At 75.2% G+C, this 26,561-nt stretch carries 20 protein-coding genes and 1 pseudogene; 10 read left to right on the plus strand and 11 right to left on the minus strand.

Annotation, left to right across the window (positions count from 1 at the left end; genetic code table 11):
- Nucleotides 1-480: 480 nt before the first annotated feature.
- From lnt to AC0OO9_RS29660, 3 genes and pseudogenes are all read left to right on the plus strand, one after another.
- Nucleotides 481-2,012, plus strand: a pseudogene (gene lnt, locus AC0OO9_RS29650) (apolipoprotein N-acyltransferase); the annotation flags it as partial.
- An 8-nt stretch (nucleotides 2,013-2,020) separates the two neighbouring features.
- Complete coding sequence (locus AC0OO9_RS29655; RefSeq protein ID WP_484514011.1) at nucleotides 2,021-2,827, plus strand: polyprenol monophosphomannose synthase; 807 nt, start codon at nucleotides 2,021-2,023, stop codon at nucleotides 2,825-2,827.
- 85 nt (nucleotides 2,828-2,912) lie between these two features.
- The gene (locus tag AC0OO9_RS29660; protein ID WP_484514013.1) at nucleotides 2,913-3,446 is read left to right on the plus strand and encodes an FxsA family protein; all 534 of its coding nucleotides are present in this window, start codon (nucleotides 2,913-2,915) and stop codon (nucleotides 3,444-3,446) included.
- Nucleotides 3,447-3,509: 63 nt separating this feature from the next.
- Here the strand turns inward: AC0OO9_RS29660 and AC0OO9_RS29665 are convergent, their stop codons facing one another.
- From AC0OO9_RS29665 to AC0OO9_RS29680, 4 genes are all read right to left on the minus strand, one after another.
- Nucleotides 3,510-3,851, minus strand: coding sequence for an RNA polymerase-binding protein RbpA (locus tag AC0OO9_RS29665; RefSeq protein WP_007460094.1), 342 nt, complete (start codon nucleotides 3,849-3,851; stop codon nucleotides 3,510-3,512).
- A gap of 209 nt (nucleotides 3,852-4,060) precedes the next feature.
- Entirely contained in the window at nucleotides 4,061-4,651 is a 591-nt protein-coding gene (locus AC0OO9_RS29670) for a pyridoxamine 5'-phosphate oxidase family protein (protein ID WP_484514015.1), read from the minus strand.
- A gap of 59 nt (nucleotides 4,652-4,710) precedes the next feature.
- On the minus strand, nucleotides 4,711-5,802 hold the full coding sequence (locus AC0OO9_RS29675) for a winged helix DNA-binding domain-containing protein (protein WP_484514016.1): 1,092 nt from the start codon (nucleotides 5,800-5,802) through the stop codon (nucleotides 4,711-4,713).
- 78 nt (nucleotides 5,803-5,880) lie between these two features.
- The gene (locus tag AC0OO9_RS29680) at nucleotides 5,881-6,501 is read right to left on the minus strand and encodes a DinB family protein (protein ID WP_484514018.1); all 621 of its coding nucleotides are present in this window, start codon (nucleotides 6,499-6,501) and stop codon (nucleotides 5,881-5,883) included.
- Between the two features lie 62 nt (nucleotides 6,502-6,563).
- On the opposite strand from AC0OO9_RS29680, the gene AC0OO9_RS29685 reads away from it, so the two are divergent.
- Nucleotides 6,564-7,547, plus strand: coding sequence for a helix-turn-helix transcriptional regulator (locus tag AC0OO9_RS29685; protein WP_484514020.1), 984 nt, complete (start codon nucleotides 6,564-6,566; stop codon nucleotides 7,545-7,547).
- Nucleotides 7,548-7,558: 11 nt separating this feature from the next.
- Here AC0OO9_RS29685 and AC0OO9_RS29690 read toward each other — a convergent pair whose 3' ends face one another.
- Together AC0OO9_RS29690 and AC0OO9_RS29695 are read right to left on the minus strand one after the other, a co-directional pair.
- Entirely contained in the window at nucleotides 7,559-8,683 is a 1,125-nt protein-coding gene (locus tag AC0OO9_RS29690; protein ID WP_484514022.1) for a hypothetical protein, read from the minus strand.
- A 125-nt stretch (nucleotides 8,684-8,808) separates the two neighbouring features.
- Nucleotides 8,809-10,158 (minus strand): MFS transporter, encoded by a 1,350-nt coding sequence (locus AC0OO9_RS29695; protein WP_484514024.1) that lies wholly within the window; start codon nucleotides 10,156-10,158, stop codon nucleotides 8,809-8,811.
- 70 nt (nucleotides 10,159-10,228) lie between these two features.
- On the opposite strand from AC0OO9_RS29695, the gene AC0OO9_RS29700 reads away from it, so the two are divergent.
- The 3 genes from AC0OO9_RS29700 to AC0OO9_RS29710 all read left to right on the plus strand — a co-directional run bounded on the left by AC0OO9_RS29700 (nucleotide 10,229) and on the right by AC0OO9_RS29710 (nucleotide 13,102).
- Nucleotides 10,229-10,879, plus strand: coding sequence for a TetR/AcrR family transcriptional regulator (locus tag AC0OO9_RS29700; RefSeq protein ID WP_484514026.1), 651 nt, complete (start codon nucleotides 10,229-10,231; stop codon nucleotides 10,877-10,879).
- Nucleotides 10,880-10,940: 61 nt separating this feature from the next.
- Nucleotides 10,941-12,260, plus strand: coding sequence for a flavin-containing monooxygenase (locus AC0OO9_RS29705; RefSeq protein WP_484514027.1), 1,320 nt, complete (start codon nucleotides 10,941-10,943; stop codon nucleotides 12,258-12,260).
- Nucleotides 12,257-13,102: an SDR family NAD(P)-dependent oxidoreductase gene (locus AC0OO9_RS29710; RefSeq protein WP_484514028.1), complete on the plus strand. Its 846-nt coding sequence runs from the start codon at nucleotides 12,257-12,259 to the stop codon at nucleotides 13,100-13,102. The genes AC0OO9_RS29705 and AC0OO9_RS29710 overlap by 4 nt, the downstream gene beginning before the upstream one ends.
- 21 nt (nucleotides 13,103-13,123) lie before the next feature.
- Here AC0OO9_RS29710 and AC0OO9_RS29715 read toward each other — a convergent pair whose 3' ends face one another.
- The 4 genes from AC0OO9_RS29715 to AC0OO9_RS29730 all read right to left on the minus strand — a co-directional run bounded on the left by AC0OO9_RS29715 (nucleotide 13,124) and on the right by AC0OO9_RS29730 (nucleotide 20,301).
- Nucleotides 13,124-15,349 carry a glycosyl hydrolase family 95 catalytic domain-containing protein gene (locus AC0OO9_RS29715; protein ID WP_484514029.1) on the minus strand — a complete coding sequence of 742 codons (2,226 nt, stop codon included), beginning with the start codon at nucleotides 15,347-15,349 and terminating at the stop codon, nucleotides 13,124-13,126.
- Nucleotides 15,346-16,404 carry a LacI family DNA-binding transcriptional regulator gene (locus tag AC0OO9_RS29720; RefSeq protein ID WP_484514031.1) on the minus strand — a complete coding sequence of 353 codons (1,059 nt, stop codon included), beginning with the start codon at nucleotides 16,402-16,404 and terminating at the stop codon, nucleotides 15,346-15,348. The genes AC0OO9_RS29715 and AC0OO9_RS29720 overlap by 4 nt, the downstream gene beginning before the upstream one ends.
- The gene (locus AC0OO9_RS29725) at nucleotides 16,401-18,857 is read right to left on the minus strand and encodes a glycoside hydrolase family 3 C-terminal domain-containing protein (RefSeq protein WP_484514033.1); all 2,457 of its coding nucleotides are present in this window, start codon (nucleotides 18,855-18,857) and stop codon (nucleotides 16,401-16,403) included. Before AC0OO9_RS29725 ends, AC0OO9_RS29720 begins: the two co-directional genes overlap by 4 nt.
- Before the next feature lie 223 nt (nucleotides 18,858-19,080).
- Nucleotides 19,081-20,301 (minus strand): ROK family transcriptional regulator, encoded by a 1,221-nt coding sequence (locus AC0OO9_RS29730; RefSeq protein ID WP_484514034.1) that lies wholly within the window; start codon nucleotides 20,299-20,301, stop codon nucleotides 19,081-19,083.
- Nucleotides 20,302-20,501: 200 nt separating this feature from the next.
- Here AC0OO9_RS29730 and AC0OO9_RS29735 point away from each other — a divergent pair, with 200 nt between their 5' ends.
- From AC0OO9_RS29735 to AC0OO9_RS29745, 3 genes are read left to right on the plus strand one after another with little or no spacing between them, the layout of a single operon-like run.
- Complete coding sequence (locus tag AC0OO9_RS29735) at nucleotides 20,502-22,163, plus strand: extracellular solute-binding protein (protein WP_484514035.1); 1,662 nt, start codon at nucleotides 20,502-20,504, stop codon at nucleotides 22,161-22,163.
- Entirely contained in the window at nucleotides 22,160-23,197 is a 1,038-nt protein-coding gene (locus AC0OO9_RS29740; protein WP_484514037.1) for an ABC transporter permease, read from the plus strand. The genes AC0OO9_RS29735 and AC0OO9_RS29740 overlap by 4 nt, the downstream gene beginning before the upstream one ends.
- Nucleotides 23,194-24,165: a carbohydrate ABC transporter permease gene (locus AC0OO9_RS29745; protein WP_484514038.1), complete on the plus strand. Its 972-nt coding sequence runs from the start codon at nucleotides 23,194-23,196 to the stop codon at nucleotides 24,163-24,165. The genes AC0OO9_RS29740 and AC0OO9_RS29745 overlap by 4 nt, the downstream gene beginning before the upstream one ends.
- A 49-nt stretch (nucleotides 24,166-24,214) precedes the next feature.
- Here AC0OO9_RS29745 and AC0OO9_RS29750 read toward each other — a convergent pair whose 3' ends face one another.
- Entirely contained in the window at nucleotides 24,215-26,554 is a 2,340-nt protein-coding gene (locus AC0OO9_RS29750; protein ID WP_484514040.1) for a TIM-barrel domain-containing protein, read from the minus strand.
- Nucleotides 26,555-26,561: the final 7 nt, after the last annotated feature.

The following is a 26,561-nucleotide window of genomic DNA, read 5'->3' on the forward strand; positions in this document are numbered from 1 at the left end:
CTTCGTCCGCTGGCCGAGCGACATGTGAGCAGTGCGTCGCGGCGGCCAGGTCCAGCGGGCGGGGGTCGGCGGGGCGGCGCGAACCGGCCGCGGTTACCGGTGTACGGGCAGGGTGAGGTGCACGGCCAGTAGACAACGGCCAGGCGGGGGCAGCCAGTCCGCGTCGGGTCGGTCCGAAGGTCGGCGCAGCTCATTCTCGCCCCACCGGCCGGGAAGGGCCTGGGAGCATCGGGGCGCGGCGTGAGCCGCGCCCCGATTTGTGTCTGCGGCCCCCTGCGGGGGAGGAATCGCCCGTACGCGCCGTGACGGGGCGTCGGGTGCGGCGCCGGGCGGGGCGGGAAGTGGTGGGCGGGTAGCCTTCGGCCCGTGATCGTGGGCAACGTGCCGGCGCCGGCCGGGGACAGCAGCCAGCCGGGCGCCGTGGGGGCGGGGACGCCCGGGGTGGCGCGGCGTGCGCTGCCGCTGCGGGTGGCCGTGCCGATGGCGGTGGTCGCCGGGTTGGCGTTGCTGGTGGCGTTCCCGCCGTACGGGCTGTGGCCGCTCGCGCCGTTGGGCGTGGCGTTGCTGGCCGCGGCGACGCACGGGCGGCGGGTACGCGCCGGCGCGGGGCTGGGTTTCCTGACCGGGGTGGCGTTGTTCGCGCCGCTGCTGAGCTGGACGAACCTGCACACCGGCTACCTGCCGTGGGTGTTGCTGTCGTTGTTGCAGGCCGGCTACCTGGCGCTGCTGGGCGCGGCGGGCGCGTACGTGTCGCCGCTGGTCGAGCGGGTGCGGTGGAGTTGGCCGTTGGTGACCGGCGTGTTGTGGGTGGGGCAGGAGGCGCTGCGCGACCGCACCCCGTTCGGTGGGTTCCCGTGGGGGCGCCTGGCGTTCAGCCAGGACGGCTCGCCGCTGCTGCGGCTGGCCGCGTGGGGTGGCGCGCCGCTGGTGACGTTCGCGGTGGCGCTGACGGGCGGGCTGCTGGTCGCGGCGCTGTGGCGGCCGTGGGGCGGGCGGCGGCGCTGGTGGGTGCCGGTGGCCGGGTTGGCCGCCGCGTCGGTCGCGGTGCCCGTCGTGGGGCTGCTGGTGCCGGTGTCGGGTGCGGGGGGCGGTGCCGCGGTCACGGTGGCGATCGTGCAGGGCAACGTGCCGCGGCTCGGGCTGGACTTCAACGCCCAGCGGCAGGCGGTGCTGAACAACCACGTCGACGCCACGATCGAGTTGGCCGGGCAGGTGTCCGCGGGCGTGCGGCCCCGCCCCGACCTGGTGGTGTGGCCGGAGAACTCCAGCGACATCGACCCGCTGCGTGACACCGACGCCGGGGCGCGCATCTCGCAGGCCGCCGACGCGGTCGGGGCCCCGATCCTGGTCGGTGCGGTGCTGCGCGGCCCCGGGGAGGGGCAGGTGCGCAACGCGGGGATCCTGTGGCGGCCCGGCAGCGGTCCGGACCTGGAGCAGCTGTACACGAAGCGGCACCCGGTGCCGTTCGCCGAGTACGTGCCGATGCGTGATCTCGCGCGGATGGTCAGCAAGCAGGTCGACCGGGTCCGCGCCGACTTCGTGGCGGGCAGCGAGCCGGGGGTGCTGCGGACCGGGGCGGCGGTGCTCGGCGACGTGATCTGCTTCGAGGTCGCCTACGACGAGGTGGTGCGTGACACCGTCGTCGGCGGGGCGCAGCTGCTGGTGGTGCAGACCAACAACGCCACGTTCGACGTGGCCGAGGCGCGCCAGCAGTTGGCGATGGTGCGGCTGCGGGCGGTCGAGCACGGCCGGCCGGCGTTGATGGCCTCCACGGTCGGGGTGTCCGGGTTCGTTGCCCCGGACGGGCGGGTAAGCGACGCCACCGGGTTCAACACCCGAGCGGTCGTGGTGCGGCAGCTGCGGCTGGACGACGGGCGCACCCTGGCCACCCGGGTCGGGTTGTGGCCGGAGGTGGCGTTGGCCACCCTGGCCGTGGCGGCGCTGGTCGGCGCGGGCGTGCTGCGCCGCCGGCCGCGCGCCGGGTGACACCAGCCGGTACGCCGGCGAAGGGGGAGCGACGGTGGGCGAGACGACCGGCACCCGGGCCGAGACCGGTCATCCGGGGGTGGGTCGGGTGCTCGTGGTGATCCCGACCTACAACGAGGCCGACAACGTGGCGGAGATCGTGGCGCGGGTGCGCCGCGCCGCGCCGGCGGTGGACATCCTGGTCGCCGACGACGACAGTCCCGACGGCACGGGTGCGCTCGCCGACGCCCTGGCCGGCGCCGACCGCCGGGTGCACGTGCTGCACCGTGAGGGCAAGCAGGGTCTCGGCGCGGCGTACCTGGCGGGGTTCGCGTGGGCCCGTGAGCGTGGCTTCGACGCGGTGGTGGAGATGGACGCCGACGGTTCGCACGCCCCGGAGGACCTGCCCGCGTTGTTGTCCGCCGCCCGCGACGCCGACGTGGTGATCGGTTCCCGGTGGACCGCCGGGGCGCGGGTGGTGAACTGGCCGCTGCGGCGGCTGCTGTTGTCGCGTTGCGGCAACCTGTACGCGCGGCTGGTGTTGGGCATGCCGCTGTCCGACGCCACCGGCGGCTACCGGGTGTACCGGCTGGCGGCTCTGGACGAGTTCGACCTGGCGTCGGTCTGTTCGCAGGGGTACTCGTTCCAGGTGGAGTTGTCCCGGCTGGCGCACCGCTGCGGGGCGCGCATCGTGGAGGTGCCGATCACGTTCGCCGAGCGGGAGCGCGGCAGCAGCAAGATGAGCCCGCTGATCGTGGCGGAGGCGTTGTGGCGGATCACGACGTGGGGGGTGCAGGACCGGCGGCAGGCGGTGCGGCGGGGCCTGCACGGCACCCCCACCGGTCAGGTGCGGTGGCCCTGAGCGGCGGCGTGTCATGCTGGATGGGGCGCCGGCGCCCGTGCGGGGTGACCCCGCCGTAGGCGCCGCTGATGGCGAATGGGGTGAGATGCGCCGAGGATTGAGGTTTGTGCCGTTGGTCCTGTTGGCGGCGACGCTGCTGGAGCTGGTGGTGTTCGTCGTGGTGGGGCGGGCGATCGGGTTCGGCTCGGCGCTGCTGGTGGTGTTCGTGGTGTCGCTGCTGGGGCTGGTGCTGCTGCGTCGGGAGGGGATGCGCGCCTGGCGTGGCTTCAAGGCTTCCGCGCAGGCCGGTCAGCCGCCGGGCCGGCAGGTCACCGACGGTCTCGTGGGTCTGCTCGGGGCGCTGCTGCTGGCGATGCCGGGCCTGCTCAGTGGCCTGGTGGGGGTGTCGTTGCTGGTGCCGCCGGTGCGTCGGCTGGCCCGCAACGGGGTGCAGCGGGCCGCGGAGCGGCGGGTGTCGTCGATGGTCGCCGGTGACCTGTTCGGGCCGCGCCGGGTGCGGGTGCGTCGGGGCGCACCGCAGCAGCCGCATCCGCAGCCGCAGCAGCCGGTTGCCGAGCCCACCGTCGTCGACGGGGGCCGCGCCATCGAGGGAGAGATCGTCGAGCCCGGCCGGAGCTGACGCGGACACGACGGCGCCCCGGGAGCGGATGCTCCCGGGGCGCCGTGGCGTCGACGGTGCGGTTCAGGCGCGGCCGCGGCGGGTGCGGACCTCCTGCAGCCGCTCGGCGAGGATGTCCTCCAGTTCGGCGATGGAACGCCGCTCCAGCAGCATGTCCCAGTGGGTGCGCGGCGGCTTGGCCTTCTTCTGCTCCGGCTCGTTGCCGTCGACCAGCCGGGCCACGCTGCCGTCGAACTTGCATTCCCAGGTCGTGGGGACCTCGGCGTCGACGGCGAACGGAACCTCGAACTGGTGGCCCTTGGCGCAGAGGTACTCGCGGGTCTGACGCGGCGCGAGCTCCGTGTTGCGGTCGGATTCGTAGCTGACCGCGCCCAGACGGCTGCCACGCAGCATACGCTCGCCCATGATCGACTTCCCCTCGTTCGTGGTGCTGGTCTTCTCGGTGTAACGGTCCGTTCCCGCCGGGCCATTCCCGCCCGGAGGCCGGGCGAGCCTGCACAAGGGTAGCCGGCCACGCCAGCCGCCCGGTGGGGTCGCCCCGGGCCGGGTCGGGTTTCCGCTGTGCCACCGGCGATGGTAGCCGCCCCGCAGCCGCGCAGGTCGCGACGGCTGGCTCAGGTCGCCGGGGTCGGTGGCAGCGGCAGCGGCAGGCCCGGCAGCCCGTCGATGCTGCGGGCCACGTGGTCCTTGCCGGCGAAGTAGTCGCTCAGCGACGCGTCGTCCTCCCGGGCGAAGCGCCGGGCGTGCAGGTCGCGGTCGGCGTCGTAGGACATGAACGGCACCGCGTAGCCGCAGGTGTCGCGGATCAGTTCGGCGCGCACGACGATGACCGCCCGCAGGCCGTGCACGCTGGTGTCGATGTCCGGGAAGTGGCCCGTCAGCTCCGCCCAGCGGGGGTCGTCGCGAAACACCGGCTCGCCGCGCCCGTGCACCCGCACGATGTTCGGCGGCCCGTCGAACGCGCACCACATGAGCGTGATCCGCCCGTTCTCCCGCAGGTGCGCGATCGTCTCGGCGTTGCTGCCGGCGAAGTCCAGGTAGGCCACGGTGTGCGCGTCGACGACCGCCCACGAGCCGCGCAGCCCCTTCGGGGACAGGTTGATGGTGCCGTCGCCCGACAGCGGCGCCGTGGCGGTGAAGAACAGCGGCTGGTCCTCGATGAAGCTGCGCAGCCGGCCCTCGATGCGCTCGTATGTCTTTCCCACCCCGGCATCATGGCCCGGTGGCGGGCCGCCCCGCTGCCCCGGGGCCGGCTCGCGGATGCTCAGGGCGCGTGCGTCGCGACGCGTACGCGGCCTTCGTCGCAGAGCAACGACGCCAACGACGCGCCCTCCTCGGTCACGGCGGCGCGTTCGGCCCGGGAGAGGCGGCGCAGCGGGGCGACGGTCACGGTGCCGGCCGCGACGCCCCAGGTGGCGGCGACCCGGCCGTCGACCAGGACGACGCGCTCGCCGGCGACCGACAGGCCACGGTGGGCGTCGTCGACGATGCGGCTGCGGTCGTCGTAGCCGAGCAGCGCGTTGTCGAACGCCGGCAGGAACCGCACCGGCGCGGGCGTGTCGGCGTCGGGGCGCGGTGCGTCGGGCAGGTCCCACAGCCGCCGCCCGCGCTCGTCGCGCAGGACGACCAGCTCGTCGCGGATCGCGGTCACCGCCGCCGGCAGGCCGGCGAGGCCGGACCAGGCGCGCAGGTCGGCCGTCGAGGCCGGACCGAAGGCGGCCAGGTAGCGCCGCACGAGCGCCGCGCCGACCGGGTCGCGGCCCGGCGGGGGCGGCGGGTCGATCTCGCGGCCCAACCACGAGGAGAGCGGCACGTTGCGTACGCCCGCCGTCGTGCGCCACAGCCCGCGCGGCGGCAGCTGCACCACCGGGACGAGGGCGAGCAGCATCTCGCCCAGCGCCCTCGGTCCCGGCGCCGGCCACCGGTCGGCCAGCTCCCGCGCGAGCCCGGTCATCGAGCGGGGCTCGCCGTCGGCCAGCACCTCCCGGCCCGCCGTGGCGAGCTCGTCGAGGTCCACGCCGGCGAGTTCGCGACGGTAGACCCCGAGTACCCGCTGGCGCAGCATGCCGTCGTGGCGGGCCCGCCACGCCAGCGCGTCGTCGGCGGTGACGAGGTGCACGGTGCGGCGCATGAGGTGCATCCGCACCACGCGCCGGCCGGTCAGCAGGTCCGACAGTGCCGCCGGGTCGAAGCCGCGTACCCGGGACCAGAGCCCGACGAACGGCTCCTGTGGTTCCTGCGCCTGTAGGCCGCACAGGTGCGCGACGGCGTCGAGGACCGGCACGTCGGCGCGGTCGAGCAGCAGCTGCCGGGCCAGCGTGGCGCGGTTGAGCGCCCGGGCGTCGAGAACGGTCATCGGGGCACGTCCTCCCTGCGGATCGACGGGGTGCGGGGCGGGCGGGTCCCGGTCAGGTGGCCGGGACCCGCCGGGCGCTCAGGTGGCCCGCTGCCCGTCGAGGCTCTCGCGCAGGATGTCGGCGTGCCCGGCGTGCTGGGCGGTCTCGGCGATGACGTGCATCAGCACCCCCCGTACGCTTTGCACCCCCGTCTCCTCGTGCCACGGCGCCGACGGCAGCGGGTGCGTCGCCGACAGGTCGGCGACGGCGGCGACGGTCTCCTCGGTGCGGGCGGCGACCTGCGCGTAGTCATCGAGGATCCCGGCCAGGGTCTCGCCGGGCAGCATCCGGAAGCCGGCCTCGTGCTCGACGAGCCACTGCGGCACCTCGCGGGCCGTGCCGGCCGTGATGTCGGCCCAGGTGACCCCGTCGGGCAGGGCGAAGGACATGGCCGAGGGGCCCTCGACCACGAAGCGCAGCCACGACCGCTCCATGGCCGCGACGTGCTTGACCAGCCCGCCCAGGCACAGCGCGCTGGCCGTCGGGCGCTGGCCGAGCTGCTCGTCGGTGAGGCCGCGGACGGTGCCGGTCAGGGCGGATCGGGCGGTCGAGAGCGCGGCGAGCAGGTCGGCCCGCTCGGGGTCGAGGGTCGTCGGGGGCGTGGCGGTGGCGGTGTCGGTCACGGCGTTCGGGTCCTTCGTGTCGTCGTCGGTGGGCACGTGGACCACGTTCGCAGCCGAAGCGGACAGGATGTGTCCGCTTCTGCGGGCATCATGGGGGAATGCCGAAAACTTCCGCGCGCCTGCTGGCGTTGCTGTCGCTGCTGCAGGCCCGCCGGGACTGGCCGGGAGGGCTGTTGGCCGCGCGGTTGGACGTGAGCGCGCGCACCGTGCGGCGCGATGTCGAGCGGCTGCGCGAGCTGGGCTATCCCATCGCGGCCGTCAAGGGACCCGACGGTGGCTACCGCCTCGCCGCCGGTGCGCAGCTGCCGCCGCTGCTGTTCGACGACGAGCAGGCCGTGGCCCTGGCCATCGCGTTGCAGAGCGCCACCACCGCCGGCGCCGGCATCGAGGAGGCCGCGGCGCGCGCACTGCACACGGTCCGGCAGGTCATGCCCGCCCGGCTGCGCCACCGCATCGACATCCTCCAGGTCACCGCCGTCGAGCGGTCCCCGGCGCGGCCGGGCCGGCAGGTCGACAGCGGCGTGCTCATGGCGCTCGGCGCCGCCGTGCACGCCCGCGAGGTGCTGCGCTTCGACTACACCCGCGTGACCGCACCGGAGGCCGACGGCGGGCTGCCCGCGACGCGCCGGGTGCAGCCGCACCACCTCGTCACGTGGGGCGGACGCTGGTACCTGGTGGCGTGGGACCTCGACCGCGGTGACTGGCGCACCTTCCGCGCCGACCGGATCAGCCCGCGTACTCCCACCGGGCCCCGGTTCGCCCCGCGTGAGCTGCCCGGAGGTGACGTGGCGGCCTTCGTGACCAGCCGGTTCCAGGGCTCCGGGGGCGCCGGCGGCTGGCCCTGCCGCGGCGAGGTGATCCTCGACCTGCCGGCCGCCGTGGTGTCCGGGTACCTGCACGACGCGCTCGTCGAGGAACTGGGCCCGCACCGCTGCCGGCTCGTCACGGGTTCGTGGTCGTGGGTGGGTCTGGCCGCCTCCATCGGCCGCTTCGACGTCGACATCGAGGTCGTCGGCCCGGCTGAGCTCAGGGACGCCTTCGCGCGGCTGGCCCGCCGCTACACCGCCACCGCCGGCGGGTGACCGGAGATCGTTCAGCCGGCCGCGCGGGGGCCCAGGTGGGCCAGGGCGGCGGCGAGGTGGCTGACCTGCTCGGCGAGCTGGGCCGCCCGCCGCTGCGCCTCGTCGCGGTCGGTCTCGGCGGCGCGCAGCCGTACGGCCAACTCGGCGGCGCGGCCCTCGGCGGCGCTCGCGGCCTCGCGCGCGGCGGCCAGGTCGGCGCGCAGCGTGTCGTGCCGGCCGGTGAACGCGGCCAGTTCCGTGCGGGCCTGCTCGGCGGTGGCCTCGGCGCGCCGCCGGGCGGCCTCGGCGTCCCGGTGCGTGGCTTCGGCGCGTTGCCGGGCCGCGTCGGCCTCGGCGGCGGCCGTGCGGGCGGCGTCAGCCTCGGCGCGGGCCTGCCCGGCGCGCTCGCGGGCCTGCTCGGCCTCGGCGTGCAGGCGCTGCGCGCGGTCGAGGGCCTCGGTGGCGGCGCGGGTCGCCCGGTCGGCGTCGGCGCGGGCGGCGTCGCGTTCGCCGGTGAGTTCGGTGCCGCGGCGGCGTTCGGCGTCGATCTCGACGCGAAGCGCACGCAGCTCGTGGCGGGCCGTGTCGCGGTCGCGTTCGGCCTGGGTGCGCAGGGCCTCCGCGGCGCTGGCCTGCTGGCGGGCGTCGTCGCGGGCGGCCTCCGCCCGGTCGGCGCGCTCGACGGCGGCCGTGGCCCGCTCGGCGGCGCGCCGGGCCTCGTCGTGGGCGGCGTCGCGTTCGGCGGCGGCGGACCGGGCCTCCTCGCGGGCCCGGACAGCGGTCGCGGCGGCGTCCTCGGCGTCGCGGCGGGCCTCGTCGCGTTCGGTCTGGGCCGCCGCGACCTGGGTCGCCGCGTCGGCGCGGGCCTGCGCGAGCTGGCGTTCCACCCCCACCGGGGAAAGCTCGGCGTGCAGGGCGTCGGCGAGGGTCTCCGCGACCTGCTCCAGCCGGTCGACCGCCTCCCAGGTGCGGGCCACCTGACCGGGCAGGCCGGGGGCGTTGCGGTGCCGCATCCGGCTGTTGCGCGAGGCCCGCTGGCAGGCGCCGTCGTTGTCGCGGCAGTAGCGGAACGGCCGGCCGGCGCCGACGCGCTGCGGCACCTGGCGTCCGCAGTGGGCGCAGGGGCGGGTCTCGGCGGGGGTGGGCTCGGCGTCCATCGAGGGCGGAGTCTACTGCCGGGCCCGGTGGCCGGCGGCGGTGCGCCCGCCGCCCCCGGGTCGCAGCGATCGCGGCCCGGCCGACGCGCGACGAAGAGGGGTGCGTGACGGCGGCGGTCGGCTGCTCAGCCGGCCGTGCGGGCCGTGCGGTCCAGGGTGTAGCGCCGTTGCAGCAGCAGCGCGACGAGCATCACCGCCGCGGGCAGCAGCCCGAAGCCCCAGCGGATCGCGGTCAGCGCGCCGTCGGGCTGCGTGACGCCCTCGCCGGCGGTGGAGGCGACGAACCCGCCCGCGGCCAGGCACAGCGAGTACGCCCACGGGCCCAGCGCCGCGCCGGTGGCCTCGGTGGCCGTCCAGACCCCGGTGTAGGTGCCGGCGGCGCCGCCGCCCGCGCGGATGACGTCGGGCACCATCGAGAACGGCAGCAGTTGCATGCCGGCGAAGGCGACTCCGAGCACCGCGACGGCGGCCACCAGCACGGGCAGCCCGGCGGGACGACCGACGGCGAGGACCAGCGAGCCGGCCGCGAAGGCGCCCTGGGCGCCCAGCAGCGCCCGCTGCTTGCCGACGCGGCGGGCCAGCGTCAGCCAGGCCGGGGTGACCAGCAGCGCCGGGGCGACGAACGCGGCCACCAGCACGGTGGTCAGCCCGGGGCGGCCCAGCTCGTACTCGGCGTAGTAGGGCACCGCGGCCAGGACCAGGTGGGTGGTGGTGGACATGGCCAGGTACGCGGCGACCAGCCAACGGAACTGCCGGTCGCGCAGCGCCACGACGAGTGCCCGCCAGCCGCCGCCGTGCGGTGCGGGCGTCGCGGCGGCGGCCCGGCGCAGCCGGGCGATGCCGGCCACGCCGACGAGCATGGCGGCAAGCATCCCGACGGCCAGCAGCACGCCCATCCGCTGGTAGCCGGCCCGGGTGGCGTCCTCGCCGCCGGCCAGCAGGGGTGCCAGCAGCCCGGAGACGAGGATGCCGAGGGTCAGCACCACCATCCGGAAGGCCATCAGCCGGGTGCGCTCGTGGTAGCCGATCCGCAGGTCGGCGGGGGTGGCCAGGTAGGGGACCTGGTAGGCGGCGAAGAGCAGGTTGCCGGCGACGAAGGCGAGCGCCACCCAGGCGGCGGCCGGTGCTCCGGTGAGCCCGCCGGGCACGGCGAACAGCGTGGCGAAGGCCAGCGGCAGGGCGCAGCCGAGCAGCAGCAGTCGGCGCCGGTCGCCCCGGCGGGCCTGTTCGACGTCGCAGCGGTGCCCGATCCAGGGGTGCAGCAGCACGTCGGCGATCTTCGGCAGCAGCAGCGCCAGGCCGGCCAGCCAGGGGGCGACGGCCAGCACGTCGGTGAGGAAGTAGAGCAGCAGCAGGCCGGGCACCGTCACCCAGACGCCCATGCCGAGGGAGCCGGCGGCGAAGCCGAGCAACGGCCCTCGGGGAAGGGCGGTGGTGGTGTCCGTGCCGGCCGGCTGCTGGTCGAGCCCGGTCATGGCGGCCTCCTCGGCGGGCACGCCGCCCGCAATCCAACGGATGCTGGATTGTAGGGGCAGAATGGCGGCCATGACCATGCCCCGCCGTCGACCCGGGCGGCCCCGCCGCGAGGAGACCCGACCGACCCGGGAGGTGGTGCTCACCGCCGCGACCGCGCTGTTCGCCCGGCGGGGCTTCGACGCCGTGGGGCTGCGGGAGGTCGCGGCCGCCGCCGGCGTCGACGTCGCCACGGTCTCGCACCACACGGGTACGAAGGCGCAACTTTACGACGCCTGCTTCGCGCGGGTCTTCGCCGCCGAGCGGGAGGCCCTTGAAGCGGCGGCCGGGCGCGCCCGGCAGGCCCTGCACAGCGGGCCGGGCGAGGTCCGGCGGGCGCTGCACGACCTGGTGGACGTGTTCGTGGACTTCCTGGAGGACCGGCCGGAGACCACCGCGTTGTGGCTGCGCCGCTGGTTGGAGCCACAACGGCACGCCGAACTCGACGAGCGCTACGCGGCGCCGCTGTACCGGCTCGTCGCCGACCTGCTCAGCGCCGCCGCGGCGGCCGGGGCGCTGGTCGAGCCGGCGCCGCACGTGACGGTGCGCAGCCTGGTGTGGGCGGTGCACGGGCACGTGGTGGCCCTGGCCGCCGGCGGGGGGTCGCAGGCGCGCGAGCGGCGGGAGTTCCGCGCCTTCGTGCACCGCTTACTCGACGGACTGTACGGGCCGGCGACGCCTTGACGTGCCGGCCCGTACCGGGCCATTATCCAACGCACGTTGGATTAACGGGGAGGAGCCGGCGATGGGTGCACAGCCCCGGGTGGCGGTCATCGGCGCGGGCGCGGCCGGACTGGCCACCCTCAAGGCGCTCGCCGACGTCGGCGTGCCCGCCGTCTGCTTCGAGGCGGCCGACCGCGTCGGTGGCCTCTGGGTGTACGGGGCGCCCGGCTCGCCCGCGTACCGGACCCTGCACCTGAACACCAGCAAGGCCCGCACCGAGTTCGCCGACCACCCGATGCCGGCGCACTGGCCGGACTACCCCGACCACGCCCGGGTCGCCGGCTGGCTCACCGACTACGCCGACCGGTTCGGGCTGCACGACGCGGTGCGGCTGCGGCACACCGTCGACCGGGTCGCCCGCGGCGGCGACGGCCGGTGGACGGTGCACGCCGACGGACCCGACGGCGGTGTCGAGGTCACCGTCGACGCCGTCGTCGTCGCCAACGGCCACAACCGGGCGCCGAAACCGCCCGCCCCCGACCACCCGGGCACCTGCACCGCCGAGCAGCTGCACAGCCACGCCTACCGGGGCCCCGACCAGCTCGCCGGCCGGCGGGTGCTGGTCGTCGGCGGCGGCAACTCCGCCATGGACATCGCCGTGGACGCCTCGTACGCGGCCCGGCGCACCCTGCTGTCGTTGCGCCGGGGTGTCTGGGTGGTGCCGAAACACCTGCTCGGCCGCCCGTCGGACACCCTCAATGGGGCCCTCGCCCGCCGGTTGCCGTGGCGGCTGCGCCAGCGCATCACCGAACGGATGCTCGCCGCCACCGTCGGCGCGCCCACCCGCTACGGCCTGCCCGCCCCCGCCCACGGCTTCCTCCAGGACCACCCGACGCTGTCGGACGGGCTGCTGTCCCGGCTGACCCACGGCGAGATCGAGCCCCGCCCCGGCATCGCCGGCTTCGACGGCGACCGGGTCACCTTCACCGACGGCCGCGTCGACGAGGTCGACCTGGTGATCTGGTGCACCGGCTACCGGGTCGAGATCCCGTTCCTCGACCCGGCGTTGCTCGGCGCCGGGGCGGACACCCTGCCGCTGTACCGGCACGTCTTCCACCTCGACGCGCCCGGGTTGGCGTTCGTCGGGCTGATGCAGTCCACCGGTGCGGCGTTCCCGCTGGTCGAGGCGCAGGCCAAGCTGGTCGCGGCGCAGCTGTCCGGCCGCTACGCGCTGCCCGAGCCGCACCGGCAGCGCGCCGCCTGCCGGGCCGAGCTGCGCGCCGCCACCGCCCGGTGGGGGCAGCGCCGGCCCGCCATGCGGGTGGACTTCGACGCGTACCTCGCCGAGCTGGGCCGGGAACTGGCCGCCGGCACCCGCCGCGCCCGCGGAGCCGCGGCGTGAGCGGGCTGGCGGGTCGCCGGGTGCTGGTCACCGGGGCCAGCGGCACCTTCGGCCGGCACCTGTGCGCCGCGTTCACCGCCGCCGGGGCACGGGTCGTCGGCATCGACCGGCAACCGGGCACCGTCGCCGTCGACCGCGACCCGGGCGACGGCGGGGGCGTGCCGGTGCTCGGCTGCGACCTGACCGACCCGGCCGCCGTGGCGCCCACCGTCGCCGCCGCCGTGGACCGCCTCGGCGGGCTGGACCTGCTGGTCAACAACGCCGGCGTCGGCGGACCCGCCCCGGCCGAGCTGCCGCCCGACGAGGTGGTGCGCCAGCAGCTGGAGGTGAACCTGCTCGCCGCCTGGCGCACCACCGCCGCCGCGCTGCCCGCCCTGGAGGCCGCCCGGGGGCGGGTGGTCTTCGTCGCCAGCCGGATGGCCCTGCTGCCACTGCCGCTGGCCGCCGCGTACGGGGTCAGCAAGCGGGCGCTGGTCGCCTACGCCGACGCGCTGCGCCACGAGGTGGGCACCCACGTCGGGGTGAGCGTCGTCTATCCGAGCATGGTCGCCTCGCCGATCCACGACAGCACCGCCGACGCCGGCCTGTCCCTGAACGGGGTGTCCCGCCCGGAACCGGTGGCGGGGGTCGTCGCGGCGATCCTGCGCGCCGCCACCGCCCGGCGGGCGCCCCGGGACGTGGCCACCACCAGGCGAGGGCGCCTCGAACTGGCCCTCGCCCGGCACGCGCCGAGGCTGGCCGACCGGCTCGTGCGCCGTACCGTCGCCACCCGGCTCGCCGCCGGTGACCTGGACGCCGCGCCGCTGGCCGCCGGGATGCGGCGCCGGCACCGCGCCGGCTGACCCGGCGGTCCGGCGCGGCTGTCAGTCCGGCGCGCCGAAGGCCACCTCGACCGGCGTCGCCGCGGCCAGCTCCACGTCCCGTTCGCCGTACGGGCTGCGCACGCTGATCCGCTGCGCGACGGGGGAGAGCAGGCGGGCCCGCACCCGCCCCGGCGACCAGGACAGCTCCTCGACGCCGACGCGGCCCCGACAGGCCACGCCGCGCAGCACCCCCGCGTCCAGCCCCGGCAGCACGGCCGGCAGCAGCCGCAGCAGCCCCGGGCGGGACTGCACCAGCGACTCGATCAGCACCGCCGGCAAGGCGTGCGCGGCGTCGGCGTTGTACGTCACCAGGCCCGGGTTGTGCGCGCTCATCAGCGACCGGAAGAACATGTCGTTGCCGACGATCTTCAGCAGGTTCGCGGCGGTCAGCGCCCCGTCGTGCAGCCGGGCGGCGGCCAGCGCCCGGTGCAGGCTGCCGTGCGCGGAGAGGTTCTCGTCGCCGCGCAGCGTCAGCGCCCGGTGCGCGGCCCGGGCCAGCTCGGGGGTGTCGTCCGGGTTGATCTCGTCGAGCGGCCACACCGGGTAGAGGTGGCTGACGTGGCGGTGGTCGTCGTCGCCGTGGTAGCCGGGCCACGCCCACTCGGCCAGCGCCCCGCGCCCGTCCACCCGGTACGCGGGCAGCCGCCCCAGCAGCCCCGCCCACCGCTGCGAGCCGGTCACCTCGGCGGCGGTACGCAGGGCGTGCCGGGCGGCGGCGATGTCCATCGTGGCGTTCACCGCCACGTGCACCGCCCGCCCCCGCTCGTCGTGCGGGCCGGTCTCCGCCGAGTACGACGGCACCACGACCGCCGTGCCCGCCTCGTCGGTGACGGTGAGGAAGTCGGCGAAGAAGTCCGCCACCTCCGCCAGCCAGCCGGCCAGTTCCCCGAGGGGCGCGCCGGTGACCAGGTGCTGCTCGTGCAGCGGGTGCAGCAGCCAGTCCGCGCCGGGCAGCCACGCGGCGAAGGGCCAGTCCTCGTGCAGGTGGAACAGGTGGCCGTGCTCGCCGTCGGTGCGGCTGGGCGCCAGCAGGCCCCGGGCCCCGTAGATCGCCCGGGCGTTGCGCCGCCAGTCGTCGACCTGGCCGCGTACCAGGTTGGCGTGGGCCGCGGTCACCTCCGGCAGGGCGCCGACGTTCGCGCCGGCCAGTTGCAGGTTCAGGTTGGCGTCGGTGGTGAAGTCGCCCGCCCAGGCGGCGTCCCACGAGCCGAGCCACAGCCCGGTCAGCCGGGGCGGCAGGACACCGCTGGAGCTGAGCAGCAGGTAACGGCCGGCGTGGAACAGCCGCTCCAGCAGCGCCGGCCGCAGCGTGCCCGCATCGGCGTCCCGCGCCGCGAGCAACTCGCCCACGGGCAGTTCCCGCTGCGCGTCCGGCACCCGCAGGTCCAGGTTCACCCGCCCGTAGGCGCGGCCGTGCGGCACGACGTGCCGGGCCAGCAGGCTCTCGTAGTCGTCGCCGGCGTGGGCCGCCAGCCGCTCCTCCAGCTCGCCGGTGCGCCACGGCGGCGTGTCGGGGCGGTCGAGCGCCGTGGTCAGCAGCGCCGGGCCGCGCACCGCCACCCGGTCGTCGCCGAGGACCGCCACGTCGCCGCGCAGCAGGGTGAGCCCCTCGAAGCCGTACGCGCCGCCCGCGTCGGGGTAGCGGCCCCGCACCCGCAGGAAGACCAGATCCCCCCGGCGGTACGCGGCGACGGTGTAGCGCACCGACTCCGGCCGGCCCGGCAGGTCCCCGGTGACGCCCACCTCGCAGGGGCCCGCGTCGACGTGGGTGACCACCAGCGCGTCGGCCCGGGAGACGAACGAGCGCCGCCGCCCGGCCGCCCACTCGACGACGACCTCCCCGGTGGTGAACTCGGTGCGGCGCCGGTAGTCGTCGACGGGGCCGGGCGCGACGGCGTCGATGGTGAGGGCGAAGCCCGGATGGAACGACTGCGTCCAGCGCAGCACCCCGTCGCCGGCGAGCAGCCGGCTGGCCTCGGTGCGCCGGCCGGCGAGGATCAGCTCACGGACGCGGGGCAGCAGGGCGGCCAGCTCCGGCGGCCGGGCGTCGCGGGTGCCGTTGGGCAGGACGAAGCGGTGGTGGTTGACGATGATGCGTTCGGCGTGCGGCCGGCCGTACACCATGATCCCGGCCTCGCCGTTGCCGGAGAGAAACGCGTCCTCCCAGCGCCCGGCGGGGGCGGTGTCGACGATGCGGTGCGCGGCGGGGGACGGCCCGGTGGTCACCGGCCGGCCCTCGCCGCCGTGGCGGGGGCGGCGGTGCTGCCGCGTACCGTCAGCCGCGGCGGCAGCAGGGTGACCTCCGGCACCGCCTCGCCGTCGAGCTTGCGCATCAGCAGCGACACGGCCTGCGTGCCGATCTCCTCGGCGGGGACGGGCACGGCGGTGAGCATCGGGCTGGCCTGCTCGGCGAAGCGGTCGGGGCAGACGGCGACCACCGACACGTCCTGTGGCACCCGCCGACCCAGCGCCGGCAACGTGGCCAGCACCGGGTCCACGGCGGCCTCGTTCTGCACGATCAGCCCCGACACGTCGGGGTGGCGTTCCAGCAGGTCGGCGAGGGTGCGGCGGACGGCCGCCGCCCCCTCCTCGCAGGGCAGCGCCACCGCGTCGACGCCGTGCCCGGCGGCGGCCTCGACCACACCGGCGCGGGTGCGGTGCGCGAAGCCCGTGCCCCGGTCGTAGACGGCGGCGGGCGCGCCGAGCAGCGCCACGCGCCGGTGCCCCAGCCCGGCCAGGTGCGCGACGCAGGCCCACCCGGCCCGGTGGAAGTCCAGGTCCACGCAGGTCAGGCCGGTGGCGTCGGCGGGCAGGCCGATGAGCACGCTGGGCCGGGCCAGCGCCCGCAGCAGCGGCACCCGCGGGTCGTCCAGCTCCACGTCCATGACCAGGACGCCGTCGACCAGGGCGGTGGCGGCGACGCGCCGCAGGCCGGCGGGCCCCTCGTCGGAGGTGACCAGCAGCACGTCGTGGTCGAAGCGGCGGGCGGTGGTGACCACGGCCATGGCGAACTGCATCACCACGGGCACCTGCATCCCCGCGCGCAGCGGCAGGACCAGCGCGATCACGTTGGCCCGCCGGCTGGCCAGGGCCCGCGCGCCGGCGTGCGGGTGGTAGCCGAGCGACCGGATGCTGGCCAGCACCCGGTTGCGGGTGACCTCGGAGATGACGCGCTTGCCGCTGAGCACGTACGACACGGTGCTCACCGCCACCCCGGCGTGCCGGGCGACGTCGGCGATGGTGGGCTGCCCGGGCGACGGGCGCCTGCGCGCCCCGCTCACCGCGCCCGCCCAGACGCCGGCACGGCCGGCCGGCCGTCGGGGGCCGCCTCGTCGCCGCGTACGGCGAGGGTGCCGACCAGCCGCACGTCGCGCGCGGAGCGCCCGACCATGACCGTGTGGGTCGCGTCCTCCACCACCCGCCGATCCCGGGTCTCGTCCCACCAGCTCAGCTCGGCGGTACGCAGCCGCAGCCGCACCACCTGCCGCTGCCCCGGCGCGAGGCTGATCCGGGCGAAGTCCCGCAGCTGGCGCAGCGGCTGCTTGACGCGGGAGCGGCGCTGGCGCGTGTAGAGCTGCACGACCTCCTCGCCGGGGCGGTCGCCGGCGTTGGTCACCTCGACGCTCACCTCGACCTCCTCGTCGGCGGTGGCCTCGTCGACGCTCAGCCGCAGGCCGGCGTACTCGAAGCGGGTGTAGCTCAGCCCGTGGCCGAACGGGTACAGCGGGTCGCCCCGGTGGTACAGGTAGGTGGCGTCGGAGCCGATCACGTCGTAGTCGAGCAGGTCGGGCAGTTCGGCGGCGTCGGCGTACCAGGTCTGGGTGAGTCGGCCGCCGGGCTCGGCGTCGCCCAGCAGCACGTCGCCCAGGGCGGTGCCGTGCTCCTGGCCGCCGTGCGCCGACCAGAGCACCGCCGGCAGATGTTCCTCGGCCCAGCCCACGGCGTAGGGGTAGCTGCTGGTCACCACCAGCACGGTGCGCGGGTTGGCGGCGTGCACCGCCCGCAGCAGCGTCTCCTGGCCGGCGGGCAGGGCCAGGTCGACGCGGTCCTCGGTCTCCCGGCCGTTGACCATCGGGTGGTTGCCCAGCGCCACCACCGCCACGTCGGCCTCGGCGGCCAGGGCGGCGGCCTCGGCGGCCCCGTCGGCCAGCAGCTCCACCGTGAAGCGGGTCGCGTCGCCCGGGGTCGGGGCGTCGGCGCGCAGCCGCCCGTCGGCGTCGACGGCGACGTACCGGTCGGTGGCGAGGTGGTGCAGCAGCACCGTGCCGTCGGGGCCGTCGTGGAAGCGGAACGTCTCGCGTACCACCCAGCCGCCCGGTCCCGGGCGGTCGTTGGCGAGGGTGCCGGCCTCGTCGGCCCCGACGTGCCGGCCGTTGCCCGCGGCGCGCAGCGCCACCACGTCGCGTCCCCAATCGAAGACGTCGAACCCGGTGGCGTCGGCGCCGACGGTGAGCGGGCCGCCGTCGGGGCTGTCCGGGCAACCGACGTAGCGCCCGCCGACGCGCAGCGCGATCCGGTCGGTGCCGGGGTGGGTGGTGACGGTGGACAGTCGCTCGGCCAGGCCCTGGTACGCGGTCACCGCGTACGGCAGGGTGCCGCTGTACCAGTCCTCGTGGACGGCGTCGGCCAGCGGACCGAGCACGGCCACCCGCAGGCCCGCGTCGGTCAGCGGGAGCAGCCCGTCGTTGCGCAGCAGCACGATCGACTGGCGGGCGGCCTCGCGGGCCAGGTCCCGGTGCGCGGGGCGGTCGGCGGCGTCCGGCGCGACGCCGGCGAAGGGGTCGTCGCGCGGCGGGTCCAGGTCGCCGAGGCGGACCCGGACGGTGAGGACCCGCCGGACGGCGCGGTCCACGTCGGAACCGGTGATCAGCCCCCGGTCCAGCGCCTCGGTCAGTCGCGCGACGGTCGGGGCGCTGTCGGCGTCGTCCTCGGTGAAGCTGTCGATCCCGGCGCGCAGGGCGGCGGCGAAGCCGCTGACGTGGTCGGGCAGGTGGCCCTGCACCCCGGCGATGTTGGTCACCGCGCCGGCGTCGCCGACGATAAGCAGTTCCTCGGGCGTCCAGCGGCGCAGTTCGTTGTCGATGAGCGGGCTCAGGTGCGCGGGCACCCCGTTGACCAGGTTGTAGGAGGCCATCACGGCGACGGCCGCGCCGGCGGCGAGGGGGGCGCGGAAGGCGGGCAGCTCGTACTCGTGCAGCACCCGGGGTGGCATGTCGCTGGACGTGGTCGCCCGGTCGGTCTCGTTGTTGTAGCCGAGGAAGTGCTTGACCGTCGGCGCCGTACGCAGCCGCTGCGGGTGGTCGCCGCGCAGCCCCTGGGCGTACGCGGTGGCGAGCCGCCCGGTCAGCCACGGGTCCTCGGACCAGCCCTCCTCGTTGCGTCCCCAGCGGGGGTCGCGCAGCGGGTTGACCACCGGCGCCCAGACGTTGAGGCCGACCCGCTCGGGGTCGGCGTGGTGCTTGGCGCGCACCTCGTCGCCGACGGCGGCGCCGACGGCCCGGACCAGCTCGGGGTTCCAGCTGCTGGCGAGCCCGACCGCCTGCGGGAAGACGGTGGCCTTGCCGAGCCAGGCCACCCCGTGCAGCGCCTCGGTGCCGGTGCGGAAGGGGGGTAGGCCGAGGCGGGGCACGGGCGCCTGCCACTGGTGCAGCAGGCCGAGCTTCTCCGGCAGGGTGAGCCGGTCCAGCAGGTCGTCGACGATGGCCTGCGGGGAGGGGGCGGGGTGGTCGGTCATGGTCGGGTCGCCTTCCGTGGGTCCGCGTCACGACCGTGTCGAAGCGCTTCGACGAACGATGGCGCGAGCGGCGTCGCGGTGGGGGTGGCGGCCGCCGGCCCGGAAGCGTTGAAGCGCTTCGACGACTGCGCGAGACATGCCGCCCCGGGTGCCCGAGCCACAGGGCGGCGGTTCGAGGTTGGCACCCCGCGCCGGTCCGGTCAAGGCCTGCAGGCCCCGGGGGTCACGCCGGAGGGAGCCGGCCCGACTCGACGGCGGCGAGCGAGGCGGTGGCGCCACCGAGCGCGGTGGCCGCCGAGTCCAGGGTGGAGGCGTCGAGCAGGCAGCCGCCGGCCTGCGGGGCGTGGGTGCGCGCGGCGAAGTCCGTGCGGGCCGCCGGCAGCAGCCACTGCGCCAGGGTCGCGAAGTGCCCGCCGACCACCACGACCTGCGGGTTGAACAGGTTGGCCAGGACGGACGCGGCGTGCCCGAGCCGGCAGCCGACGTCGGCCAGTCCCGCCAGGACGCCGGGGTCGCCCTGGCGGGCCAGCGCCTGGATCCGTTCGATCTCCGGCAGGTAGTCGGTGACCGGCCCGTCCTGCTGGGTGTCGGGCAGCAGGCGGGCGACGACCGCAGGCAGTCCGGCGTACGCGGCCAGGCAGCCGCGCCGCCCGCACCCGCAGGCGGGACCGGCCGGGTCGAGCGTCAGGTGCCCGATCTCGCCCGCGAATCCCCGTCCGCCGCGCAGCAGCCGGCCGCCGGCGACGATCCCCGCGCCGACGGAGGCCCCGCCGGTGAGGTGGACCAGGTGGGCGGCCCCGGCGTGCGCGCCGTGGCGGTGCTCGGCGAGGACGGCGAGGTTGGCGTCGGTGTCGACGTCGACGGTGAGACCGGGCTCGCGCAGTGCGGCGCGCAGGTCGGCGGCGAGGGTCACCTCCCGCCAGCCGAGCGCGGTGGCCCGGGGGACGGCGCCGTCGGCGTCGACGAGGCCGGGCACGCCCACGGTCAGGCCGAGCACGCGGCGGTCCTGCCCGGTCAGCCGGGTGATCGCCCGCCGGGCCAGGGCCGCCAGCGCGCGGACCGTCTCGGCGGGGGAGGACGTCGGCGCGGCGAAGGCACGCCGCCAGGTGAGCAGCCGGGTGCCGGCCAGGTCGACGGCGACCACCACCAGTTCGTCGGCGGCGATCTGCATGCCCAGGGCCGCGTACGGGGCGCCGTCGAGGACGAGCATGGTCGCGGGGCGCCCGACCCGGTTCTCGGTCAGGCCGGTCTCGCGCAGCAGCCGCCGTTCGATCAGCTCGCCGACCAGGCTGGACACGGTGGCCTTGTTCAGGCCGGTGTGTGCCGCGATGTCGGCCCGGGAACAGGGCGCGTGCCGGCGCACGTGCCGCAGCACCACGGCCCGGTTGGCCACCCGGACGTCGCCGAGGTCCGTCGGCTGCGGTTCGTTGTGGATGCTGATCACGATCTGTCCGTTTCCTGGGCCGACGGTGCGCGATCCGGTGGTGCCGCGCGACCCATCATCGCGTACCGCCGCGGCGGGAGGGACCACTGTCTTGTGGGACGGATCACCGTCGATTAGTTTGTTCGGCTAGAACCCCAACTAATTCTAGCCGGACACGAACGGTCCGCGAAACCGTTATCCGATGACGAAGGGAGTGCGCCGTGAAGCCGTCCCTGCCGGGCGTATCCACCGACCGACGGTCCCTGCTGCGCCTGCTCGGCCTCGGCGCCGCCACGACGATGGGCGGCGCCACCCTGGCCGGTTGCAGCAAGGAGGCCGGAAGCAAGGGCAGCGCCACGCAGGCCGACGCGATCCGGTCGGTGCTGCCCACCCACAAGCCGGCCGAGCTGCTCAAGCCCGACATCGTCGGGGAGGGGCCGATCCCCGACGGCTACCTCAGCTACCCCCGCAGCCTGGTCGACGCCGTCACCGAGCAGCCCGGCCGGGGCGGCCCGGCGATCCGCAGCATGAGCCCGTGGTGGGGGCCCACCCCGCCGACCCTGGGCCGCAACTCCTACCTGGCGGCGGTCAACGCCAAGCTGGGCGTGGACCTGGACCCGAGCCTGCAGGACGGCACGACCTACGCCGACAAGCTCAACGCGATGCTCGGCGCCCGCGACGTGCCCGACCTGCTCATGGTTCCCAACTGGGAGGTCGACAAGGTCGCCCGGTTCTCCGACGCCGTCAAGGCGCTGTTCGAGGACCTCACCGACCACCTCAAGGGCGACAACGCCGCGAAGTACCCGTACCTCGCCGCGCTGCCCACCGGCGCGTGGGAGTACTCGGTCTGGGCCGGCCGGCTCTACGCCGTGCCGTACCCCACCGACGGCGTGTTCGCGTGGGCGCTGTTCCACCGCAAGGACCTGTTCGACAAGGCCGGACTGACCGCGCCCACCTCGCCGGAGGAGCTGCACGAGCTGGGCAGGAAGCTCACCGACCCGGGCAAGGGGGTGTGGGCGTTCGGCAGCATCTTCGACTCGGTGCAGCAGCTTTTCGGCTGCCAGCAGTACTGGCGTAAGAAGGCCGACGGCGGCCTGGAGCACAAGTTCGAGAACCCGGCCTTCCGCGCGGCCCTGGAGTTCACCGCGAAGCTCTTCGCCGAGGGACTGGTGCACCCCGACACGGTGGCCAGCAAGGGCGCCGACGAGAAGCAGCTCTTCAAGGCCGGCAAGATCGCGATGTTCCAGGACGGGCTCGGCGCGTGGCAGGGTCTGCAGGGCGAGCAGTCCAAGGTGCTGCCGAGCTTCGACATGCAGCCGCTGCCGGTGTTCGGCGCGGCCGGCGCCCAGCCGGTCATCTGGGGCAGCGAGAAGCCGATCTTCTTCACCTTCCTGAAGAAGGGCTCCGGCGCGGAGCGGGTCGACGAGCTACTGCGGGTGCTCAACTGGTGCGCCGCGCCGTTCGGCAGCCGCGAGTTCGAGCTGCGCGAGTACGGCGTGGAGGGCAAGCACTTCACCCGGGGTTCCGACGGCAGTCCGCTGCCCAGCGACCTCGGCCGCAAGGAGCTGGGCGGCCAGTACAACTTCTGCCGGGTCCCGGTGAAGGTGAAGAGCAGCGACACGCCGAACTACGTCCAGCAGTACCTGGACTACTACAAGAAGAACATCGGCCTGCTGGAGAAGGACCTGTTCGCCGGGATCAAGCTGGAACTGCCGGCCAACTGGTCGAAGATCCTCCAGCCGACGGAGGACAAGATCCGCGACATCCTGCGCGGCCGTCGCCCCATCAGCGACCTCGACCAGGTGACGAAGGAGTTCCTCGCCTCCGGCGGTGAGGAGGGGCGCGCGTTCCACGAGAAGGCGCTCGCCGACAACGGCCGATGAGCGGCCCGGGCACCGCCGGCGCGGTCGACGCGCCGGCGGACACCCGCCCGCCCCGGCCCCGCCGTCGGGGCCGGGGCGCCGGTCGTACGCCGCCCGTCCGGCCCCGGCGCACCCTGCGGGACCGGCTGCGCCGGGACTGGCCGCTGCTGGCCATGACGGCGCCGGCCGCGTGCCTGTTGCTGGTCTTCCACTACGTGCCGACGCTGGGCAACGTCATCGCCTTCCAGGACTACAACCCGTTCGTCGGCGACGACCCCCTCGAGGCGTTCCTCTACAGCGAGTGGATCGGCTTCGGCAACTTCGAGGCGCTCTTCGGCGACCCGCTGTTCTGGGACGCGGTGCGCAACACCCTCACCATCACCGCGTTCCAGCTCGTGTTCTTCTTCCCGCTGCCGATCCTGCTGGCGATCCTGCTCAACAGCCTGGTCTCGGGGCGCGTGCGGGGCTTCGTGCAGAGCGTCGTCTACCTGCCGCACTTCTTCAGCTGGGTGCTGGTGGTCACGTTCTTCGTGCAGATGCTCGGCGGCGCGGGCCTGCTGGCCCAGGAGATGCGCGAGGCCGGCATGCAGCCCTGGGACGTGATGACCAACCCGGACACGTTCATCGTCCTGGTCACCGCCGAGTCGGTGTGGAAGGACGTCGGCTGGGGCGCGATCGTGTTCCTGGCCGCGCTGTCCGCGATCGACCCCAACCTGTACGAGGCGGCGGCCGCCGACGGGGCCGGCCGGTGGCGGCGGCTGTGGCACATCACCCTGCCGGGCCTGCGTCCGGTGATCGTGCTGCTGCTCATCATGCGGCTGGGTGACGCGCTGTCGGTCGGCTTCGAGCAGTTCATCCTGCAACGCGAGGCGGTCGGCCGGGAGGCCGCCGAGGTGCTGGACACGTTCGTCTACTACCAGGCCATCAGCACCCAGCAGTGGGGGTTCGGCGCCGCCGCCGGCCTGTTCAAGGCCGTGGTCGGACTGGTCCTCATCCTTACCGCCAACAAGGTGGCGCACCGCTTCGGCGAGCAGGGGGTCTACGCGAAGTCATGACCGCGCAGCTCAGTGGCGTCGGCCCCGTGCCGGCGCGCCCGACGTCCGATCCGCCGCCCCGGCGGCGGCGGTCCCGGCGACCCGCCTGGGAGGAACGGCCCACGCCGCTGGGCACGCTGGCCAAGGGAACGGTGCTCACCGCGCTCGTCGCGGCCGTGCTCGTGCCCCTGTGGGCGGTGCTGGTGACCAGCCTCGCCTCGCGCAGCACGATCGACGAGGCCGGCGGGATGGTGATGGTGCCCCGCGAGATCGACCCGTCGGCGTACGTCACCATCTTCAGCGGCGGGCAGATCACCCAGGCCGTGTGGATCAGCACGCTGGTCACCGTCCTCGGCACGACCGTGAGCCTGGTGCTCACCGTCCTCGCCGCGTACGGGTTGTCCCGGCCCGGCTCGGTGGGGCACCGGGGGCTGCTCTTCTTCTTCCTGCTGACCTTCCTGATCTTCCCCGGCCTGGTGCCCAGCTACCTCGTGGTCACCGGCCTCGGGCTCAAGGACAGCATCTGGTCGCTGATCCTGCCCAGCGCGATCAGCGTGTTCAACCTGGTGGTGATCCGGGCGTTCTTCATGAACGTCCCCGGTGAGCTGCTCGACAGCGCCCGCATCGACGGGGCGGGGGAGTTCCACATCCTGTGGCGCATCGTGCTGCCGCTGTCCAGGGCGGTGATCGCCGTCGTCGGGCTCTTCTACGCCGTCGGCTACTGGAATGCCTACTTCAACGCGGTGCTCTACATCGACGACAACGACAAGTTCCCGATCCAGCGGGTGTTGCAGAGCTACATCCTCGCCGGCCAGTCGCCGAACGTGTCCGGGGCCGCGGTGAGCCTGCCGGGCATCAGCGCGTATCCGCCGACCCTGGCGGTGAAGATGGCGGTGGTGATGGTGACCGTCGTGCCGGCGGTGATCGTCTATCCGTTCGTGCAGCGGCACTTCACCAAGGGTGTGATCACCGGTGCGGTGAAGGGCTGACCGAGCCTGAGCGGCGCCCGACCCCTGACGGGTCGGGCGCCGCTCGCTGTCAGGCCGGGTCGGGGAACCATCCGTCGAAGGGTGCCGGGGTGACCGGCTCGCCGTTGAGCAGCAGCCGGGCCGGCAGGTCCGCGCCGGCGACGCTGACGTGCGCCACCCGCAGCGGACCGTCGGTGCGTACCCGCAGGGTGTCGCCGTCGCGGACCGCCTCGACGACGGTGTCGCCGTCGACGTCGTGCAGCACCGTACGGGCGTCGACCGCGCCCCAGCTCACCAGCGTGACGTCGGCGAACGGCCCGTCGCCGACCGTGTCGCCCGGCGCGACGACCGGCACGAGCGCGCCGTGGCGGACGTAGAGCGGCAGCCGGTGCGGCGGCACGTGCACCCGCAGATGCCGCCCGCCGGGGTGCCGCTCGCCGGTGGCGGCGTCGACCCAGTCGTCGCCCACCGGCAGGTAGACGTCGCGCTGCCCGGACGGGTCCGTGACGGGGGCGACCAGCAGTTCGGTGCCGAGGCGGTACTGCAGGTCCGTCGTCCACGCGGTCGGGTCGTCGGGCGTGTCCACCAGCAGCGCGCGCATCATCGGCGTCCCGTCGGCGGCCGAGCGCACCGCAGCCGACCACAGGTACGGCATCAGCCGGTAGCGCAGCCGCAGGGCGGCCACCGCGTCGCGTTCGGTCTCGGCCGGGAAGTCCCACGGCAGCCGGCTGGTGGTGCCGTGCAGGCGGACCAGCGGCGACAGCGCGCCGAACTGGGTCCACCGGACGTACAGCTCGGGTGTCGGGGTGCCGTGGAAGCCGCCGGTGTCGTGGCTCCAGAACGGCACGCCGGAGAGCCCGTGCGACAGCCCGCCGCGCAGGGTGCTGGCCAGCCCCGGCCAGGTGGCGTTGACGTCGCCGCTCCACTGGGCGCTGTGCCGCTGCCCGCCCAGGTACGACGAGCGCGCCCACACGGTGCGGTGCCCGGTAACCTCCTGCGTCACCTCGGCGACGACGTCGTTGAACAGCAGCGCGTACACGTTGTGCAGCTCGACGCCCGTCATTCCGTTGTGGGCGACGGCGTCGACGGGCACGCCCTCGGCGAAGTCGGTCTTGAACACCGTGACGCCCTGCTCCAGCAGGGGCCGCAGCAGCCCGGTGAACCACTCGACGGCCGCCGGGTTGGTGAGGTCCACGATGGCGCTCGCCGGGTGGCTGCCGTGCCAGACGTCGGCGACGTACGTCGTGCCGTCGGCGTGGCGCAGGAAGTAGCCGGCCTCGGCCGCCGCGGCGTAGAGCGGGCTGTCGGTCATCAGGTACGGGTTCATCCAGAGGCAGACCCGGAAGCCCTGCTCCGCGAGGCTCCGCAGCATCGCCGTCGGGTCGGGGAACGCCTCGGCGTCCCACTGCAGGTCCGACCAGCGGCCGGCGACCTGCCAGTAGCAGTCCAGGTGCAGCACGTCGCAGGGGATGCCGCGTTCGCGCAGCAGGCGGGCACGCTCCAGCACCCGCTCCTGCGAGTCGGGGAAGAAGCCCGAGGAGACCCAGGCGCCGAACGCCCACTTCGGCGGCAGGTACGGACGGCCGGTGAGCCGGTCGAAGCGGTCGAGCACCTGCGCCGGGGTCGGGCCGGCCAGCACGTAGTAGTCGAGCAGGTCGTCGGGGACCAGGAGCTGCACGCTGCTGTGGGTGGACTGGCAGACGTCGAACTGCACGGGCAGCCCGCTGTCGACCAGCACGCCGTAGCCCCGGTCGGAGAGGTAGAACGGCACGTTCTTGTGGGAGCGGTCCGACTCGCCACCGAAGGCGTCGAAGTTCCACATCAGCGGCCGCTGCCCCCGCTTGTCCAGGGGGGTGAACTTCTCGCCGAAGCCGACGAAGCGTTCGTCGCCGGGGGCCACGAAGCTCTCGTGCCAGGCGACGGGCGCGCCGTCGACGGTGGAGCGGCCGAACGGCAGGGTGCGCCGCCGGCCGCTGATGTCGCGGGTGCCCGGGTCCTGCTCGAGCAGCAGCCGCCCGTCCGGGTCGAGGAAGCGCAGGTGCCACGGGTCCAGCCGGATCTCGGCGACCACGGCGCCGGCGTCGATCCGGACGCGGGCCTCGTCGACGGTGACGGTGGCCGGGTGGCTGCCGGGGCGCACCAGCGACAGCGCCCGCGCGGAGCGGCTGCGGGCCTGCGGATCGTCGGACAGGCGTACCCGGATCACCCCCTCACCGGCGGCGTCGACGCGCACCACCATGCTCGCGCCGTCGGAGAGGGCGGCCTTGAACGTCACCCCGTGCGCGTCGGTCGCGACGACCTCGGCCCGACCGACGACGGCGGCCGCGTCCTCGCCGGGGCCGCGCACCGGCAGGTCGGGTGGGTCGGCCACGAAGGTCTCGTACGGGACCAACGGCGGTCGGTAGGGCATCGGCGTC

This window comes from Micromonospora sp. USAFONa4 (assembly GCF_057197825.1).

Coding starts and splice junctions, on each gene's coding strand:
- AC0OO9_RS29660 (WP_484514013.1), top strand. CDS start 2,913: ATGCGCCGAGGATTGAGGTTTGTGCCGTTGGTCCTGTTGGCGGCGACG.
- AC0OO9_RS29665 (WP_007460094.1), bottom strand. CDS start 3,851: ATGGGCGAGCGTATGCTGCGTGGCAGCCGTCTGGGCGCGGTCAGCTAC.
- AC0OO9_RS29675 (WP_484514016.1), bottom strand. CDS start 5,802: ATGACCGTTCTCGACGCCCGGGCGCTCAACCGCGCCACGCTGGCCCGG.
- AC0OO9_RS29685 (WP_484514020.1), top strand. CDS start 6,564: ATGCCGAAAACTTCCGCGCGCCTGCTGGCGTTGCTGTCGCTGCTGCAG.
- AC0OO9_RS29690 (WP_484514022.1), bottom strand. CDS start 8,683: ATGGACGCCGAGCCCACCCCCGCCGAGACCCGCCCCTGCGCCCACTGC.
- AC0OO9_RS29695 (WP_484514024.1), bottom strand. CDS start 10,158: ATGACCGGGCTCGACCAGCAGCCGGCCGGCACGGACACCACCACCGCC.
- AC0OO9_RS29700 (WP_484514026.1), top strand. CDS start 10,229: ATGACCATGCCCCGCCGTCGACCCGGGCGGCCCCGCCGCGAGGAGACC.
- AC0OO9_RS29705 (WP_484514027.1), top strand. CDS start 10,941: ATGGGTGCACAGCCCCGGGTGGCGGTCATCGGCGCGGGCGCGGCCGGA.
- AC0OO9_RS29725 (WP_484514033.1), bottom strand. CDS start 18,857: ATGACCGACCACCCCGCCCCCTCCCCGCAGGCCATCGTCGACGACCTG.
- AC0OO9_RS29740 (WP_484514037.1), top strand. CDS start 22,160: ATGAGCGGCCCGGGCACCGCCGGCGCGGTCGACGCGCCGGCGGACACC.
- AC0OO9_RS29745 (WP_484514038.1), top strand. CDS start 23,194: ATGACCGCGCAGCTCAGTGGCGTCGGCCCCGTGCCGGCGCGCCCGACG.
- AC0OO9_RS29750 (WP_484514040.1), bottom strand. CDS start 26,554: ATGCCCTACCGACCGCCGTTGGTCCCGTACGAGACCTTCGTGGCCGAC.